The sequence below is a fragment of the Polaribacter sp. 2405UD43-2 genome (genome assembly GCF_058147125.1).
In genome coordinates, this window is sequence record NZ_JBYVJX010000001.1 from 16,190 (window position 1) to 33,408 (window position 17,219).

The 17,219-nt window shown below is 27.5% G+C and carries 17 protein-coding genes; 10 read left to right on the forward strand and 7 right to left on the reverse strand.

The annotated features are described in order from the left end of the window. Positions 1-49 precede the first annotated feature (49 nt). From ACY2RX_RS00085 to ACY2RX_RS00095, 3 genes are all read left to right on the forward strand, one after another. Entirely contained in the window at positions 50-1,618 is a 1,569-nt protein-coding gene (locus tag ACY2RX_RS00085) for a sensor histidine kinase (RefSeq protein ID WP_490101913.1), read from the forward strand. A 12-nt stretch (positions 1,619-1,630) separates the two neighbouring features. Then, on the forward strand, positions 1,631-2,332 hold the full coding sequence (locus ACY2RX_RS00090) for a response regulator transcription factor (RefSeq protein WP_490101914.1): 702 nt from the start codon (positions 1,631-1,633) through the stop codon (positions 2,330-2,332). Between the two features lie 69 nt (positions 2,333-2,401). Beyond that, on the forward strand, positions 2,402-3,022 hold the full coding sequence (locus ACY2RX_RS00095; RefSeq protein WP_490101915.1) for an L-threonylcarbamoyladenylate synthase: 621 nt from the start codon (positions 2,402-2,404) through the stop codon (positions 3,020-3,022). A gap of 322 nt (positions 3,023-3,344) precedes the next feature. On the opposite strand, the gene ACY2RX_RS00100 is transcribed toward ACY2RX_RS00095, so the two are convergent. Together ACY2RX_RS00100 and ACY2RX_RS00105 are read right to left on the reverse strand one after the other, a co-directional pair. Beyond that, on the reverse strand, positions 3,345-4,343 hold the full coding sequence (locus tag ACY2RX_RS00100) for a glycosyltransferase family 2 protein (RefSeq protein ID WP_490101916.1): 999 nt from the start codon (positions 4,341-4,343) through the stop codon (positions 3,345-3,347). 77 nt (positions 4,344-4,420) lie between these two features. After that, positions 4,421-4,864, reverse strand: a complete 444-nt coding sequence (locus ACY2RX_RS00105; protein WP_490101917.1) for a type I restriction enzyme HsdR N-terminal domain-containing protein — start codon at positions 4,862-4,864, stop codon at positions 4,421-4,423. A 29-nt stretch (positions 4,865-4,893) separates the two neighbouring features. Between ACY2RX_RS00105 and ACY2RX_RS00110 the strand changes: the two genes are divergently transcribed. The 3 genes from ACY2RX_RS00110 (at position 4,894) to ACY2RX_RS00120 (ending at position 7,297) form a co-directional block, all read left to right on the forward strand. Next, positions 4,894-5,259, forward strand: a complete 366-nt coding sequence (locus tag ACY2RX_RS00110) for a GxxExxY protein (RefSeq protein ID WP_490101918.1) — start codon at positions 4,894-4,896, stop codon at positions 5,257-5,259. Between the two features lie 129 nt (positions 5,260-5,388). Continuing rightward, a complete protein-coding gene (gene holA, locus ACY2RX_RS00115) occupies positions 5,389-6,390 on the forward strand; it encodes a DNA polymerase III subunit delta (protein WP_490101919.1) in 1,002 nt (333 codons plus the stop codon). Between the two features lie 49 nt (positions 6,391-6,439). After that, a complete protein-coding gene (locus tag ACY2RX_RS00120) occupies positions 6,440-7,297 on the forward strand; it encodes a beta/alpha barrel domain-containing protein (RefSeq protein WP_490101920.1) in 858 nt (285 codons plus the stop codon). 4 nt (positions 7,298-7,301) lie between these two features. On the opposite strand, the gene ACY2RX_RS00125 is transcribed toward ACY2RX_RS00120, so the two are convergent. The 4 genes from ACY2RX_RS00125 to ACY2RX_RS00140 all read right to left on the reverse strand — a co-directional run bounded on the left by ACY2RX_RS00125 (position 7,302) and on the right by ACY2RX_RS00140 (position 11,398). Further along, the gene (locus tag ACY2RX_RS00125) at positions 7,302-9,821 is read right to left on the reverse strand and encodes a carboxypeptidase-like regulatory domain-containing protein (RefSeq protein WP_490101921.1); all 2,520 of its coding nucleotides are present in this window, start codon (positions 9,819-9,821) and stop codon (positions 7,302-7,304) included. A gap of 34 nt (positions 9,822-9,855) precedes the next feature. Then, a complete protein-coding gene (locus ACY2RX_RS00130) occupies positions 9,856-10,152 on the reverse strand; it encodes a hypothetical protein (protein ID WP_490101922.1) in 297 nt (98 codons plus the stop codon). A 279-nt stretch (positions 10,153-10,431) separates the two neighbouring features. Beyond that, the gene (locus ACY2RX_RS00135; protein WP_490101923.1) at positions 10,432-11,139 is read right to left on the reverse strand and encodes a GLPGLI family protein; all 708 of its coding nucleotides are present in this window, start codon (positions 11,137-11,139) and stop codon (positions 10,432-10,434) included. Positions 11,140-11,200: 61 nt separating this feature from the next. After that, on the reverse strand, positions 11,201-11,398 hold the full coding sequence (locus ACY2RX_RS00140) for a hypothetical protein (protein WP_490101924.1): 198 nt from the start codon (positions 11,396-11,398) through the stop codon (positions 11,201-11,203). Between the two features lie 332 nt (positions 11,399-11,730). On the opposite strand from ACY2RX_RS00140, the gene ACY2RX_RS00145 reads away from it, so the two are divergent. The 4 genes from ACY2RX_RS00145 to ACY2RX_RS00160 all read left to right on the forward strand — a co-directional run bounded on the left by ACY2RX_RS00145 (position 11,731) and on the right by ACY2RX_RS00160 (position 15,699). Continuing rightward, on the forward strand, positions 11,731-13,263 hold the full coding sequence (locus ACY2RX_RS00145) for a bifunctional metallophosphatase/5'-nucleotidase (protein WP_490101925.1): 1,533 nt from the start codon (positions 11,731-11,733) through the stop codon (positions 13,261-13,263). Positions 13,264-13,401: 138 nt separating this feature from the next. Beyond that, positions 13,402-14,583 (forward strand): hypothetical protein, encoded by a 1,182-nt coding sequence (locus tag ACY2RX_RS00150; protein ID WP_490101926.1) that lies wholly within the window; start codon positions 13,402-13,404, stop codon positions 14,581-14,583. A gap of 88 nt (positions 14,584-14,671) precedes the next feature. Beyond that, the gene (locus ACY2RX_RS00155) at positions 14,672-15,208 is read left to right on the forward strand and encodes an FMN-binding protein (RefSeq protein WP_490101927.1); all 537 of its coding nucleotides are present in this window, start codon (positions 14,672-14,674) and stop codon (positions 15,206-15,208) included. Next, positions 15,208-15,699 carry a hypothetical protein gene (locus ACY2RX_RS00160; RefSeq protein WP_490101928.1) on the forward strand — a complete coding sequence of 164 codons (492 nt, stop codon included), beginning with the start codon at positions 15,208-15,210 and terminating at the stop codon, positions 15,697-15,699. The genes ACY2RX_RS00155 and ACY2RX_RS00160 overlap by 1 nt, the downstream gene beginning before the upstream one ends. Before the next feature lie 100 nt (positions 15,700-15,799). Here the strand turns inward: ACY2RX_RS00160 and ACY2RX_RS00165 are convergent, their stop codons facing one another. Further along, positions 15,800-17,164, reverse strand: coding sequence for a di-heme oxidoreductase family protein (locus ACY2RX_RS00165; RefSeq protein ID WP_490101929.1), 1,365 nt, complete (start codon positions 17,162-17,164; stop codon positions 15,800-15,802). Positions 17,165-17,219 lie beyond the last annotated feature (55 nt).

The window sequence follows — 17,219 nt, forward strand, 5'->3', positions numbered from 1 at the left end:
TGTTTACAAAACAGTAAATCACTTTTTATAAAAGAAGTAACTTTGTCTTATGGGCAAAAAAATGTTTGTACTTATTGTTGCTTTAATGAGTATCTCCTTAATAGGTATTATTGCAGTACAATTATTTTGGATAAACAATGCCGTTGAAAGTAAGAAAGAACAATTTAAAAATGATGTTCAAAAATCTTTAGGACGTGTTGCAGAAAGAATCAATGAAAAAGAAAGGGTTTTACTAGAAAATAAATTTGGAGGTATTTTAGAAAATAGAGTTTTAGCAGACGAAGCTCAGATTAAAAACTGGTTATTTCAAGAAATAGATACAACAACCAAACAAAGGTTTACTTATGGAGGAACTATTTTAGAAGAAAATTTTAAAATGCCAGTAGATTTTATTGATAACGATACAATTATTTTTAAACGTATTACTGGTAAAAACGACTTCTTTCAGACAAGAACAATAAAAGGAGCTGATAACGTATTTGCTACCATAGATGAAAAAAGATTCTCTTTTACAAAAAGATTAAAAAGTATAGAAAAATCTCAATTCGATTTAATTTTAAAGAATTATAACAGTAGTAAACCCATTCATCAAAGAATAAGTAATAGAGAATTAAATGCTACAATTAAAGAGGAATTAAGTAGAAGAAATATAAATTTAGATTTTAAATATGGTGTATATAGTAAAGATGGTTTAGCTACCAAATTAAAATCTGGTTATTATACAATAGATAAAAAAGATGGTTATTCCTATCCTTTATTTTTAAATTCGAATGAAGATGTAGAATATGATTTATATCTAACATTTCCATCAAAAGATAAACATATTCTATCGGGTATTTCAAGTATTTTAACGCTATCATTATTTTTTATTTTTATAATAATAATAGCCTTTTCAAGTTCTTTATATCAATTATTAAGACAAAAGAAAATTTCTGAAATTAAAACAGATTTTATTAACAACATGACACATGAATTTAAAACACCAATAGCAACTATTAATTTGGCGTTAGATTCAATTAAAAATCCTAAGATTATAGATGATAAATCTAAAGTTTTGCGTTATGTACAAATGATTAGAGACGAAAATAAAAGAATGCACTCTCAAGTAGAAAATGTTTTAAGAATTTCTAGATTAGAAAAGAACCAAATTGAAATTAGTAAGGAAACAGTAGATATGCACGACATTATAGAAGATGCAATTACACATATAAGTTTACTAATTGACAATAGAAAAGGAAAAATTAACACGCATTTAGAAGCTATATCTTCAGAAATTTCTGGAAATCAGTTTCATCTAACGAATGTAGTTGTTAATATGTTAGAAAATGCAATAAAATATTCTGAAGGAGCACCAAAAATTGATGTTTACACAGAAAGTACCAACAAGTTTTTTATCTTTAAAATAAAAGACGAAGGAATAGGAATGAGTAAAGCAGTACAAAAACATGTGTTCGATAAATTTTACAGAGAACAAAAAGGAAATATTCATAATGTTAAAGGACATGGACTAGGTTTAGCCTATGTAAAAGAAATTATAGAAAAGCATCATGGTACAGTGTTTGTTGAAAGTGAAAAAGGAAAAGGAAGCATATTTACAGTTAAGTTACCAATAATTTAAAAAGTATATAAAATGGGAAGTAAAAAGATTTTATTAGTAGAAGACGATCCAAATTTCGGAACCGTATTAAAAGATTATTTAGCATTAAACGATTATAATGTTACACACGCTAAAGACGGAATAGAAGGTTTAATTATGTTTAAAAACAGCGATTATGACCTTTGTATTTTAGATGTGATGATGCCTCGTAAAGATGGTTTTTCTTTAGCACAAGATATTAGAGGTACAAACAAAGAAGTACCAATTATTTTCTTAACAGCCAAAACATTAAAAGAAGATGTTTTAAAAGGATACTCTGTGGGTGCAGATGATTATTTAAACAAACCTTTCGATTCTGAAGTTTTATTGCACAAAATAAAAGCAATTTTACAACGTAAAGAAACAGATAAATCTGCAGAGTCAGAACAATTTGAATTCACTATTGGAAGTTTCTTTTTTAATTCTAAACTACGTCATTTATCAATAGGTAAAGACAGTGAGCCAACAAAATTATCTCCTAAAGAAAGTAAATTACTAAGAATGTTAGCTATTCATAAAAACGATTTAATGCCAAGAGAATTAGCTTTAACAAAGATTTGGAGAGATGATAACTACTTTACATCTAGAAGTATGGACGTTTATATTGCAAAATTGCGTAAATACTTAAAACAAGACGAAAATGTAGAAATCTTAAATATTCATGGAGAAGGATTTAGGTTAGTAGATAAATCTTAAAACAATTCAACTTCCTAAAAAATAACTCAGCTTAATAAAAAATAAGCTGAGTTTTTGTATATTTATAGAATGGCAGAATTTCTTAAAATATACAATGAAAATCCAAATCAGAAAACAATAGACAAAATTGTAAACATTTTAAAAAATGGAGGTTTGGTAATTTATCCAACAGACACTGTGTATGGTTTAGGTTGCGATATCACTAATAATAAAGCTTTAGAAAAAATAGCAAAAATTAAGGGCGTAAAACTAGACAAAGCTAAATTTTCTTTTATTTGCAATAATTTAAGTCACCTTTCAGACTATGTAAAGCAAATAGATACAGCCACTTTTAAAGTATTAAAAAAAGCCTTGCCAGGACCTTATACCTTTATATTGCCTTGTAGCAATAACCTGCCAAAAGTTTTTAAAAAGAAAAAAACTGTAGGTATTCGTATTCCAGATAACAATATTGTTAGAACTTTAGTTGAAAATTTAGGAAATCCTATTGCATCTATTTCTATTAGAGATGATGATGAAATTTTAGAATACACAACAGACCCAGAATTAATTTATGAAAAATGGAGAAGTTTAGTTGATGTTGTTATTAATGGTGGTTATGGAGATAATAATGCATCAACAATTATAGATTTTACAAACGATTATCCTGAAGTTATTAGAGAAGGAAAAGGGAGTTTAGATATTCTTTAAGATTCAAAGATTCAGGCTTTCAAAGTTGAAAAATTTCACAGATAAAAAGTAAGCAATTAAGTTGATGAAACTATGTCTCACTGAACTTGCTTTAGAATCTCATTAATTAAGGTGAGTTCGATATAATATAGAATTATATTGAGGTGCTATATTTCTTATTATCAGTGTTTTGTCATTTCGAAAGAACGAGGTACGAGTGATGAGAAATCTTAATGAGATTCTTCCTCATTCTTCGTCTGAATGACATCTGCGCACCAAAAAACAAATAACTAATTGATTATCAATAAATAATATGTCGAACTCACGTTAATTAGAAAAATAATTACTTTAAATCTTTAAACTTCTTTCTACCCAAAACAAAATATTGCCAAACAATACTTGTGTGTAAATTATAATTTTGTTTTTTAGATAATTTTTTACGCTTTGCTAAAAATTTAAAGAAGTTTTTATAAAAACTAAAATGGGCTTTTAGTATTGCCCAAGTATGTTTAGGTTTTAACTCAATAATAAACTTAATTCCTGTAATTCCGTCTAAAATTAAACGAGAAAAAATTACAAACAAAAACCATTTTTTTGGTACATTTTTTACCACATTTAACAAGCTATTTCTAAAGTTTAAAAATGTTTTATGCGGATTTGATTCTTGTAAAGTAGCACCTCCAACATGATAAACAGTAGATGCGCCAACATATTTTATTTTATACCCAATATTTTGCGTTCTCCAGCACAAATCAATTTCTTCTTGATGCGCAAAATAATCTTCATCTAAACCACCTACTTTATGATAAACTTCTGAACGAATAAACAAACAAGCACCAGAAGCCCAAAAAATATCAGTTTCATCGTTAAATTGACTTTCATCAGTTTCTAAATGATTAAAAACACGTCCTCTGCAATATGGATATCCATATAAATCTACAAAACCACCACCAGCACCTGCATATTCAAACTTAGTCTTGTTTTTAAAATCTAATAATTTTGGTTGAATAATGGCTGTATTTTTATCTTTTTTAAAAACATCAATTATGGGTTTTAACCAGTTTTTGGTTACTTCAATATCAGAATTTAACAAGCAATAAATATCTGCATTTATAGATTGTAAGGCATCATTATAACCTTTTGCATAACCACCATTTACAGTGTTTTTTACAATTTTTACGGTTGGAAAATGCTCTTTTACATAACTTATAGAAGCATCTGTAGAAGCATTGTCGGCCAGATAAACTTCAGCTTCTTTAGAACTAAAATTTACAACAGAAGGCAAGAACTGTTCTAACAGTTTTTTACCATTCCAATTTAATATGACAATTGCTATTTTCAAGATTGCGAATTTACAGTTTAAAAATTATTCGTCACTATTTTTTGTTCGTGAATTTGTGGCAAAATTTTAAATTATTTTTATTTATAATCAGGTATATCCTTCAAAAAAATATAAGTTTCATTTTTAAAATCCATTTTGCAGTAAAAGTGCTGTAAACCATTGGTAACAATTAAATAGTTGGCTTTTAGTTTTAAATTATAGCGTGCAATTTGATCAAAAGTAGCTTGCATAATTTTTATTTTAGGAGCTTTGCATTCAACAATAATATCAGGATTTCCATTTTTATCAAAAATTAAAATATCCGTTCTTTTTTTTCGATTGTTAATGGTGAGCTGCTTTTCTATGGCCATTAAAGAAGTTGGATATTTTTTTTCATCAACCAAAAAATGAACAAAATGTTGACGCACCCATTCTTCAGGTGTTAAAACCAAATATTTTTTTCTCAATTTATCAAAAATAAGCGTCTTATTTTCGCTACTTTTGAGTTTGAAATTACAAGTTGGTAGATTGAGTTTTTGCATCTTCATTGCCACGAATATCACAAATTAAAATGATTTATAAAAAGGAAAGTTATGATATTATTGGAGCACCATTTGAAGTTCATAATAACTTGGGAAGTGGATTTTTAGAAATTGTCTATAAAGATGCTATAGAATATGAATTTAAAAGAAAGCATATAGAATTTGAAAGAGAAAAAGAGTATGCAGTTAGATATAAAGAAATTACTTTAAAGCATCAATTTTTTGCCGATTTTGTTATTTTTGATAAAATAATTTTAGAGGTAAAATCAGTTAAAGAATTTCATCCAAAGCATATAGCACAATGTATAAATTACCTTAAGGTTTCTGGTAACAAATTGTGTATTTTAGTTAATTTTCAAAATGAATCTTTAGATTTTAAAAGAATAGTATTGTAATATATTGCCACTAATTCACGAATTTTGTAATTATAGTATATATGAAATTAATTTAATGAATTAAAATCCAAAGGATTTTGAAGTAAATAAAAATTTAATTTGTGAATTCGTGTCAAATTCATCACAATTATGAACGAAATAAGAACCATAGTTTCAGATATTAAGAAAGGCAATATAAAACCTATCTATTTTTTAATGGGCGAGGAGTCTTATTATATTGATAAGATTTCTGATTTTATTGAAGAAAATATTTTAGACGAAGCCGAAAAAGGTTTTAATCAGCAGGTAATTTATGGTAGAGATGCAAGTATAGAAGATATTGTATCGTCTGCAAAACGTTATCCTATGATGGCTGAAAGACAAGTTTTAATTGTTAAAGAAGCACAAGATTTAAGCAGAACTATTGAGAAGCTGGTTTCTTATGCAGAAAAGCCGCAACCAACTACAGTTTTAGTCATCAATTATAAATATAAAAAACTTGATAAACGTAAAAAACTCTACAAAGCAATTGCAAAATCTGGTTTGATTTTTGAAAGCAAAAAATTATATGAAAACCAAGTTACAGATTGGATTCGTAGAGTTTTAAGCGGAAAAAAATATCAAATTGAGCCAAAAGCTGCTCAAATGTTGGTAGAGTTTTTAGGAACTGATTTAAGTAAAATAGCTAATGAATTAGATAAATTAATGTTAATTCTGCCTAAAGAAAGCATTATTAATGACAAACATATTGAAGAAAATATTGGAATTTCTAAAGACTTTAATAATTTTGAATTACGAAAAGCAGTAGGAGAGAAGAATGTTGTAAAAGCCAATAGAATTATTAATTATTTTGCAGAAAACCCAAGGAACAATCCTTTGGTAATGACCATTTCTTTATTAAATAGTTTTTTTACACAATTACTTTTATTTCACGGTTTGCAAGATAAATCTAAGAATTCGGTAGCTAAATCAATTGGAGTAAGCCCTTATTTTGTTGATGAATATTTTTTGGCAGCAAGAAATTATCCTATGCGTAAAGTGGCGCAAGTTGTTGCAGCTTTAAGAGAAGCAGATGTTAAGAGTAAAGGAGTTGGTGCAAGCTTATCTAATAAAGATATTTTAAAAGAATTATTGTTTAAAATATTGCATTAAGATGATTTTCTTTTTTACAAATTCAATAGTTTAGTTATCTTTGATTAAGATGAAAAAAGTAAAGATTATCGAATGTCCAAGAGATGCAATGCAAGGCATAAAATCGCATTTTATTGCTACTGATAAAAAAGCATTGTATATCAATTCTTTACTAAAAGTTGGTTTTAATACCATAGATTTTGGCAGTTTTGTATCGCCAAAGGCTATTCCGCAAATGCGAGATACAGCAGCTGTTTTATCTAAGTTAGATTTATCTAAAACACAAAGTAAATTATTAGCAATAATAGCCAATGTTAGAGGTGCTAATGATGCTTCGCAATTTGAAGAAATCAATTATTTAGGATATCCTTTTTCTATTTCAGAAAACTTTCAGATGCGTAATACACATAAAACTATTGCAGAATCTATAGAAACTTTAGATACAATTTTAAACATTGCAGATAAAACAAATAAAGAAGTGGTTGCTTATTTATCTATGGGATTTGGAAATCCGTATGGAGATCCTTGGAATGTAGAAATAGTAGGCGAGTGGACAGAAAAACTCTCTAATATGGGCGTTAAAATTTTATCGCTTTCAGATACTATTGGTAGCTCTACCCCTAAAGTAATAGATTATTTGTTTTCTAATTTAATTCCTAAATACCCAGACATAGAGTTTGGCGCGCATTTACATACAACTCCAGAAAAATGGCACGAAAAAGTAGATGCCGCTTTTAAAGCGGGATGCAATCGTTTTGATGGCGCTATAAAAGGTTATGGTGGATGCCCAATGGCAAAAGACGAATTAACAGGTAATATGCCCACTGAAAAATTACTCAGTTATTTTACGATACATAAAGCAGAAACAGGAATTAAACCTATGAGTTTTGAAAGTGCTTATAATAAGGCTTTAGAGGTGTTTATTTAAATTATTAGAGCTTATAAATTATTTTGAAAACAATAGTTCTCGGAAATATAAATCTTCTTGTTTCCGAAAATAAAAAAGAAGATAAATTAGAACTTACTTTAGAAGTATTATTCCCAATATTGGATCCTGTAATTTCAAATCCCCAAGGGCTATCTTCTTTTTGATAAAAAATGGAAGCATTTAATTGGTTAAAAAAATTGGTGTTATTTGTTGTATTATTTTTATAGTAATTATAGAGATATTCAGTTTTAAAAATCCAATCCCCTTTTTCGTAATCTGCTGCAAGATCTAATTTAGAAAGGTTGGAAATACTGCTAAAAAAAGGATTTGTATTGTCATTATACGTTTGTGAATACGAAAAATCTATATTTGGTTTATCTTCGTAAACAGTTCTAAAAGTAGCTCTTGTTAAAAAAGAATTGTCTATAGATTTAATTTCATTATTATTAATTATTGTAGTATAATTGGCATTTCTATATTCACCCAATAAAGTTGCTCTCCAATATTTGTAATTGTAAACAACTTTAAAGTTTGTGTTTAAAGATTTGTTTGGTGTATCTATATTTATTGGATTAACAGAATTAAAGATATTGGTAGAATTGTAAACGTTCTGTATTTGATTGTATTTTAATCGATAAGAAATACTTGGGTAATAACTCCAACCATAATTTTTATATTTTCTATATCTAAGACTTATAAAATGGTAAAAAGTTTCTCTTAAATCGATATTTCCTGTAAAAATATTATTGTAACTATTTAGAACATTTTTTGTAATTAACTGTCTAGTATTGGGAAACGTATTCGTGAGATTGTATTTAAAGGTGATTTTTTTTCTTGTAGAAAGATCCCAGTCTATTTCAATTTTTGGGAGAATTAGGTTAGATTTATAAGAACCGTTTATCCCATTATTAGAAGTTGTTCTGTAATAGTTTTGATATTTTATTTCCGCAGTTAAAATAGCATCTCCAATTAATTTTTTATATAAAATACTAGTAAAAATTGTAAATTGATTATGGTTTAAATTGTTCTTAAAGTCATTAAACTCAGTATTGTCTTGTAATAAATTATTTGTTAAGGTATTTTGCTCGTAATTATTCCACAAATTAAAATAAAGATGATTTACATTATCTAAAATCCAAAAATGTTTTAGAGCAGTATTGTATTCGAACTTTTCCGATGAAGAATTTTGAAAAATATTAATTTCCTTATTTTTATCAATAGGAATACTTTTAGGGAAAATATTGGTATTTGGATGCCAATTATTATCGTCATTAATTTGGTTGAAATTAAAATCTATTATGGCTTGAGTGGTGAGGTTTGCAGAAAACTTTTTCTCTGCTTTTAAATAAGATTTTACTTTTTTAGAAGCTATAAAATTATTTTCCTTAAAATTAATAATGGTATTTTCTAAATTTCTGTTATTCTGAATAGATTGATTGATATTTGTGGTTTCTAATTTTGTAAAATATTTAATTCTAGTATCTTCGTCTGGCTTGTAAAGCATTTGTATTTTTCCAAGAAACAAATTTTTATCATTGTTTTCATCTTCTTTTAATTTTTCTGTAATATCATCTACTAAATAATTCTTAAAATTTTCCATCCGGCTATCAGTATTATCTGAAAACGCAATTAAAAAAGAACTCAAACTTAACTTTTTACTTTTTTGCCACTGCATATTAAAACCACCAAATTTATGCTTGCTACTGGTAATATTTTGATTTCTTAAGGCTCTCAAAACTGGAGATTGAACAATATCTCTAATATTATTAAAATCGAAACCACCTTCAAAATTTAAATAATCTCTTAGTGTAAAAGATTTTTTATTAGTGTTGTTAAAATCTCCAATAAAACTATAATTTATATTAGGTTTATATTTAAAAATTGTAGGATGTAAAACATATCTGTCTTTTACTCCTATACCTGACTCAATATCACCAAAAACAAATTTCTTTTTGCCTTCTTTTAAATTAATGTTCATAGCAACTTCTTCAGATTTATCTAAACCTTTCATAAAAGAATTTTCATGATAATCTTCTATTACATCAATTTTTGCAATAACATCTGCAGGAATATTATTTACAGCTAATTTAGTATCGCCAGTAAAAAACTTCTTATTATCTACTAATAAGGTTGTAACTCTTTTGCCTTTAACAGTAACATTGCCTTTTCTATCTACTTCAACACCAGGTAATTTTTTTAAAACATTTTTTAGTTTTCTTTCTTTTCCATTAGTAAAAGCATCTACATTATAAGTTGTTGTATCTTTTCTAATTTTAATAGGAACTTTATATTTTATGGTAATTTCTTCTAATTTATTTGGATCTTCTTGTAATATAAAATGAATTATACTATCTTTTTTTGGAGTAATTAAAACTTCTTTTTTAGTAATATACCCCATAAAACTTATTGATATATTATAAGTTGTGTTTTTAGAAAGAGATAAAGAATAATACCCTAAATTATTACTAACTGTAAAAGCTAATTTTTCTTTATTTGTTGGAAAAGCTAAAATATTTGCACCCATTAAGGGTTGTTTATTGCTCTTTAAAATTTTACCTTTAACAATTGTTTGCGAGATAATTAATTTTGATGAAAATATAAAAACAATTAGTAAAAGGGAATTCACTTTCATAAGATTTAATCTTTTGTATATTTTCTTTCTTTTTTAATTTCCAACCTTTCATTCTATCACTATGATCTACAACATAAGTTTTATTTTTAATTTCTATGTTTATAAACGATTTCTCTTTGTTATTACTATTTTGATAACAACCTTTATTTACACGCATAAGAGTAGCAGCCAATTTTGCTTCAATAGGATAAATTGGTATATTTTTAAAAGAGGAATGATTCATTTCTCTTTTTTTTAATGATTAATTTATATATTGATTATATAGAGTGTCAACTATAAATTCAGCTGTTTCTTCATCTATTTCCCCCCCCTAATCTTGAAAACCTTCTAGTCCTTCACAATTATATGCAAAATACTCATCGTTGCCTATAGTTATATTAGCATTTTTTTAAGGAGTGTTATATATAATGAAATATTTTTCCTTTAACTGTTGCTTGTGCAAAATTGTTTAAGAAATAAAAGAATATTGTAAAAATAAATTTTTTCTAAACATTTATTGCGTTTAATCTATTGTAACTTTTCTAGCTTTTCTTGAGAGTTTTACCATTTCACTAACACTTATTTTTTTTCCCTCTTTTATATTGGGTATTTTTTTCATTTTTTTAGGGTTTAAAATAATTTTATCCACTAAATATGTAAGATCATCATTAATATCTAATTTTAAAATTAACCCTGGTAGCCCACCATTACCAACAGGTCCATATGGTACAGGAATGTCTGGAGTATACCATGCTATTATTATTCTATTCTTATTAGATCTTGATATAAACTGTTTTCTAGTAGCTTTAAAACAAGTATAACCATCTATTATTTTTACCTCACTATTTAATTCCCAGTTTTTCATTTTGTAACTGTGGTTTACAACATAATTTTTATTTAAGATTTTAACATTATGAGCAGCTATTTTATTTGTATTATTAAATTGATACCATTTATGATGAGATTTAGTAGCTATATCAGCAGATTTAGCTTCAAATGGATAAATTGGTATGTTTTTTTCTTTTTTATAGAATGATATTTTAGTATTATAATATAAAACTTGTGATATTCTATTTATTTCTTCTGTTATTTTTCTTGCCATTTCTGGTCTTTTAGTTTTATTTATTTTAATTTTTGTAGTAATTTTATAAGTAACAATACCAGTTTGAGAAAAAGATAAACTTAGATTTATAAAAAAAGTAAGAAATAAAATGAGTAAATTATTTTTCATAAGGTTTTTTTTAAATAGGAGGCATCATTATGCCTCCCATATTGAATAAAACTATTTATTTTTAGCATGCATTAAATCCGACTTGATAATGTGCTTCTGCTTCAGCTTCTGATAAATCACCGAACATATCCTCTACAAACTCTAAATATGCACATGCAACTGCATGACAATCATCTTTAATAATTTCTATGTTATTAGTTTTTGCGTTTAATGTAGCAATTGATACCACAAAAGCAAGTGTTATAATTACTTTTTTCATAATATTAAATTTTAAAAATTTTAATTAAATTAATTTTGTTCTAAGCTACGAGGTGTATTACATTTGTAACAATTTCCTCTATTTATTTTATCGTTATTTATTTCATTAGCGGTAGTTTTAGTTAAACTTTATTTAGAGATATTGTTTTTAAAATTTATAAATAGAGGTTTTATTTTTTAAATATCTATTATTTAAAAAATAACTCGTACTAAATCGCATACCAGATTTTGGCACAAATAATAATCCTAAATTGTAATGAAAAGAAAGCAATTTTTTCCTTTCATCCCCCAAACAATTTTAGTGGATGATACCCAAATGTAAAAAAAAAAAAAATGGAATTAGCAACTTTTTTAATTAAAAATTTTAAAAACAGGTATTTATACCTCATCTTTTTTAGTTTCTTAGTAACCTCTTGTAATAGAGATGATCATAAAATAGAGTTTACCTTTTTACAACTTAACGATGTTTATGAAATTGCACCCATTCAAGGAGGTGAATTTGGAGGAATGGCAAGAGTAGAAACTGTGCATCAAGAATTGCTAAAAGAAAACCCAAACACAATGTTGTTTTTGGCAGGCGATTTTTTAAATCCGTCTTTATTAGGAACTTTAAAAGTGAATGGAGAAAAAGTAAAAGGAAAACAAATGGTAGAAGTAATGAATGCTATGAATTTCGATTTGGTGGCTTTTGGTAATCACGAGTTTGATGTTTCTAAAAAAGATTTACAAAAACGATTAAATGAAAGTAAGTTTCCTTGGATTTCTGCCAATGTAAAGCTCAAAACCAAAGAAGCTGCAATTCCTTTTTATAAAGAAAGAGAAGGTAAAAAAGAATCAGTAGGAGAGACCTTTATAAAAGAAATTACAGATGCAGACGGTACAAAAATTAAAATAGGATTTATCAGTGTCTGTATTCCATCAAACCCAAAAGATTATGTAGAATATGGTAATATGTTTGTAAAAGCTAGAAGCTCTTATGCTGCAATAAAAGATGCTGTTGATGTTGTTTTTGGTTTAACCCATGTTAAACTTGCAAACGACAAAAGAATTGCAAAACTTATTCCTGATTTGCCTTTAATTATGGGAGGTCATGAACATACAAACTCTTATGATAAAGTTGAAAATGTAATCATTTCTAAAGCAGATGCAAATGCAAAAACAGTGTATATACATAGAATTTCTTTTGATAAAAAAACGAAGAAAACAATTGTAAAATCTGAGTTAAAAGAAATAAACTCATCAATAAAAGAAGATGTAAAAGTTGCCAAAGTTGTTAATAAATGGCAGACAATTTTAACATCAAAAATAACAGATATTATTGCTAATCCTGAAGAAGTTATTTACAATGCAAAAATTTCTTTAGAGGGTAGAGATACTCCAATTAGAAGCAAACAAACTAATTTAGGGCAAATTATAACCAAAGCAATGTCTTTTGCTTATGCTAATAAAGTAGATTGTGCACTTGTTAATGGAGGTTCTATTAGAATTGATGATCAATTAAGTGGGCACGTAACTCCAGTAGATATTTTTAGAGTTTTACCTTATGGTGGCGATGTTTTAAATGTTAAAATTAAAGGAAGATTACTAAAACGAGTATTAAAATATGGAAAATTAGCTGCAGGAACAGGAGCTTATTTACACAGATATAATGTTGTATTAAATGGTGATAATTGGTTTGTTAAAGGAAAACTTATTAACGATAATGCAATATATTCTGTCGCTTTTTCAGACTATTTATTAAAAGGATTTGATATTCCATTTCTATCTTCCGATAATAAAGAAGTAATCTCTATTTATAAGCCAAAAGAAACAGAATTAGCTTATGATATTCGTAAATCGGTTGTTTCTTATTTAAAATCTTTATAATTATTTTATTAGTTATGAATCACTTATAAAACAATCTTATTTTTATTTAAATTAAATCTAGATAAAGTTTGTAAAACTCTTATTAGGTTATATATTTGCACGCAAAATAAATAACAATTTATAATTAATCTAAATAAAATGAAAAGATTATTAATCCTAGCAATTGCAGTAGCAACAACTTTAGGTATTTCTGCACAAAACACACAAAAAGACAGTATTAATGTAGATCCGCAAAAACAAGTAAATGCAGCACAACGTTTATTATCTTCAAATTTAAATCAAAAAGGTTTAACAGTTGGTGGTTATGCAGAAGCACATTACAATAGTGAATCTGGTAAAAACGCTAATTTAGATGTTCATAGAGTAGTAATGCTTTTTGGGTATAAGTTTAACGAACGCACTCAATTTATAACAGAATTAGAATTTGAACACGTAAAAGAAGTTTATGTAGAGCAAGCTTTTTTACAGTACACTTTAGCCGATAATATAAACTTAAGAGCTGGTTTAATGTTGGTTCCTATGGGAATTGTAAATGAATATCATGAACCTACAACTTTTAATGGTGTAGAACGCCCAAGTATGGACAAAGCCATTGTGCCAACAACATGGAGAGAAATTGGTTTAGGTGTTTCTGGTAAGTTTGATGATGCATCTTTACGTTACCAAGCCTATATGTTTAATGGCTTTACTTCTAAAAATGGTTCTAAATTTTTGGGAGGTAAAAATGGTTTAAGAAATGGTCGTCAAAAAGGAGCAGAATCAACTATGAATAATGTAAATTTTGCTGGTAAATTAGATTATTATGGATTGCCAGGTTTGCGTTTAGGTCTGTCAGGATATTTTGGTAGAACACAATCTGATAAAGCTATAGAAGATAAACATGGTGCAGACGTTGGTGTTGCAATGTTAGGTTTAGATGCACGTTATGCAAACAAACGTTTTACTGCAAGAGGTCAGTTTATAAACGCAAGTATTACAGATTCTAAAGAGTATAATCAATACTATAGTGTAAAAAAAGGCGAAGAGTTAGGTAGCCAATTGCAAGGTTGGTATTTAGAAGCTGCATATAATTTATTGCCTTTAAATAAAGAGCAACAATTGTATAGTTTTGTGAGATATGAAGATTTTAATACACACGCATCTACAGAAGCTGGTACAACTAAAAATTTAAGTTTTGATAGAAATGAGTGGACAGTTGGTTTAACTTATAAAGTAGCTCCAGGAGCTGCATTTAAAGCAGATTACCAAATAAAAGACAATGCAGAAATTGGTAATAAAGCAACCAAACAATTTAATTTAGGTTTCGGAATTTGGTTCTAAATTTTTTTAAAAATATTTAATATAAGTCGAATCAAATTATTTTGGTTCGACTTTTTTTATTTAGATTAATTCTAATTACTTTTGCAGAATGATTTTAAAACGATATTTTCCTTTTCTAATTTTTGTTTTAACCTTTGTTTTAGTTTCTTTTAGTTTGCCTAATAGATTAAAAAAGAAAATAAATAAAGAAATTAAAAAAACTTTTGATGTAGAAAATTTTCAATTAAAAAATATCTCTATTAACGATTCTATCAACAAAAAATTAACGTATAAAATAAAAGAAAATCATCTTTTTAGAATTGTAAAAAATGAGGAATTAATTGGTTTTGCTTTTGTAGATAAAGCGCCAAGTAAAACAGATGTGTTTGATTATCTCATTTTGTTAGACAAAAACTTAATTATTGCTAAAACGAAAGTGTTAATTTATAGAGAAGATTATGGTGGAGAAATTGGTAGCAAACGTTGGTTAAAACAATTTATTGGAAAAAAATCTTCAGACACATTAAAATATCAAAAAGATATTATTGCAATTTCTGGAGCCACAATTTCTGCAAATTCTATGACAGTAGCTATCAATCAATTTTTACATAATTTAGATATTTTACACAAAAACGAAGTTTTATAATGCAGTTTAGTGGCACAATTCATCTATTTCCAAAAGAAATAAAAGTATTAATTATTGCTTTTGTTTGTACATTAAGTATTGGTTTTTATGGCGGAATTTCTTTTGTGAGAACCACAACACAAGCAAATCCTAACGGAATTGAACAACGTTATTTAGGTAACGAAGATGATGAAAATGCTACAAAAATGATGTTTAAAAAATCTGAAGGAGAAATAATGACAACTGTTCACAGTCATATTTTATCGCTTTCAGTAATTTTCTTCTTACTTTCTTTCATTTTATCAACCACAAATATTCATCAAAAATTAAAATTATTTTTAATGATAGAACCTTTTCTTTCCTTAGTTTTAACTTTTGGAGGTATCTATTTTCTTTGGAAAGAAGTTCTTTGGATGAAATATGTAATTATGTTTTCTGGTTTTTTAATGACCCTTAGTTTTGGAGTATCAACTTTTATAATTTTATTTCAATTAACAAAAAAGACTGCCTAAAAAGACAGTCTTTAATCGAAAAGAATTCCTCAAGGTTCTGCCTCGGGGTTTCTGTTGAAATTGTCATTCCCGTGAAAACGGGAATCTAAATACAGAGTTTTTATAAAGCATCCATAAATTCAAGTAAAGCTTCTCTATCATTTTTTGATAGTTTTGTGTAATAGTCTTTACTGTTTTTTGCTTCACCTCCATGCCATAAAATAGCTTCTTCAATATTTCTGGCTCTACCATCATGTAAAAAGTTGGTATGACCATTATTAAACTTGGTTAAGCCAATACCCCATAAAGGTCTTGTTTGCCATTCTTTATCATTAGCTTTAAAAACAGGTCTGTTGTCTGCTAAATCATCTCCCATATCATGCAGTAATAAATCTGTATAAGGATAAATGGTTTGATTAGAAAACTCTGGAATTTCATCAAAATTACCCGTTTTATGTTTTGGAGTATGACAGGCATTACACTTAGCATCGTAAAATATTTGACGTCCTTTTCTAACTTCTAATTTATCTAAATTTCTTGGTGCTGGAGGGCCTAAAGTTTGAACGTATACAGTTACATTTTCTAACGTAGTTTTATTTATTTCTGTTTCATCATTTAAACCATCATATTGTGGTTGTCCAAAAGAACTTTCTGTCTTAAAAACAGGATTTGTAATTCCCATATCTTGATGATAAGCACCAGCAACTTGTTGTAAAGAAGTAGGTGCGTCACCTTTCCAACCAAAACGACCTGGTTTTAATTTTTTATCTGTTACATCCCAAACATAGTTTAGTTTACCAGAAATACCATCTTTATTGCTATCATTTATATCTTCTAAAGCTAATAAATCACGTTCAGGAATTGCTTCTAAAAGTCCCATAGCAAAGACAGGAGGAGCCATTCTAGGAGAAATCATCATTCCGCTAGGAATAGGAATGTAGGAACTCTTAATATTAAAAATAGGTTTTCTTAAAGTTACCTTGGACCCATCAGCAAAAGTTACAATTTTATTTTGATAAGTAACATTAAATTGTACTTCTGGGTTTTGACCTTGATTGGCTCTTTGTTGTAATTGACCACCAAAACCAGGGGCAGCTAAAGGGCCACCATTACTATCAGTTCCAGGAATACTAGCTCTAAATAATAATCCATTTGATGAATTTATATCTGTTGGGAAAGCAGATCTACCATCTGCAGCATGACAACCTACACATGAAATATGATTAAAAACGGGGCCTAAACCACCAAAATCTGGAGCAGGAGCAGTTACAAAAGGTTGCTCAAAATCAACATCACCAGCATCGTGTTTTTTAATGTTTTTTGCAGAAAGGTTAGGAGCTGCTACTGAAAATCCCAAAGCAAAAATAGTTGCTTTTCCGCCAGAATAATATTCATCAGGATTTACAGGTTTGTACAAATCACTTTCTTTTTTAGTGCAAGAATAATAGGTTGCAATTGTAAGTAATAAAATAATTATTTTTTTCACTTTTTATATTCTATATAAATAAGGGAAGCTTACTAAACAAAGAGCTTCCCTCATT

Bases quoted from the DNA above. Each gene is read 5' to 3' on its own strand.
- ACY2RX_RS00150 (WP_490101926.1), top strand. From the start codon at position 13,402: ATGAAAAGATTATTAATCCTAGCAATTGCAGTAGCAACAACTTTAGGT.
- holA (WP_490101919.1), top strand. From the start codon at position 5,389: ATGAACGAAATAAGAACCATAGTTTCAGATATTAAGAAAGGCAATATA.
- ACY2RX_RS00110 (WP_490101918.1), top strand. From the start codon at position 4,894: ATGATTTATAAAAAGGAAAGTTATGATATTATTGGAGCACCATTTGAA.
- ACY2RX_RS00145 (WP_490101925.1), top strand. From the start codon at position 11,731: ATGGAATTAGCAACTTTTTTAATTAAAAATTTTAAAAACAGGTATTTA.
- ACY2RX_RS00120 (WP_490101920.1), top strand. From the start codon at position 6,440: ATGAAAAAAGTAAAGATTATCGAATGTCCAAGAGATGCAATGCAAGGC.
- ACY2RX_RS00130 (WP_490101922.1), bottom strand. From the start codon at position 10,152: ATGAATCATTCCTCTTTTAAAAATATACCAATTTATCCTATTGAAGCA.
- ACY2RX_RS00095 (WP_490101915.1), top strand. From the start codon at position 2,402: ATGGCAGAATTTCTTAAAATATACAATGAAAATCCAAATCAGAAAACA.
- ACY2RX_RS00160 (WP_490101928.1), top strand. From the start codon at position 15,208: ATGCAGTTTAGTGGCACAATTCATCTATTTCCAAAAGAAATAAAAGTA.
- ACY2RX_RS00135 (WP_490101923.1), bottom strand. From the start codon at position 11,139: ATGAAAAATAATTTACTCATTTTATTTCTTACTTTTTTTATAAATCTA.
- ACY2RX_RS00125 (WP_490101921.1), bottom strand. From the start codon at position 9,821: ATGGGTGCAAATATTTTAGCTTTTCCAACAAATAAAGAAAAATTAGCT.
- ACY2RX_RS00085 (WP_490101913.1), top strand. From the start codon at position 50: ATGGGCAAAAAAATGTTTGTACTTATTGTTGCTTTAATGAGTATCTCC.
- ACY2RX_RS00140 (WP_490101924.1), bottom strand. From the start codon at position 11,398: ATGAAAAAAGTAATTATAACACTTGCTTTTGTGGTATCAATTGCTACA.
- ACY2RX_RS00090 (WP_490101914.1), top strand. From the start codon at position 1,631: ATGGGAAGTAAAAAGATTTTATTAGTAGAAGACGATCCAAATTTCGGA.
- ACY2RX_RS00155 (WP_490101927.1), top strand. From the start codon at position 14,672: ATGATTTTAAAACGATATTTTCCTTTTCTAATTTTTGTTTTAACCTTT.
- ACY2RX_RS00105 (WP_490101917.1), bottom strand. From the start codon at position 4,864: ATGCAAAAACTCAATCTACCAACTTGTAATTTCAAACTCAAAAGTAGC.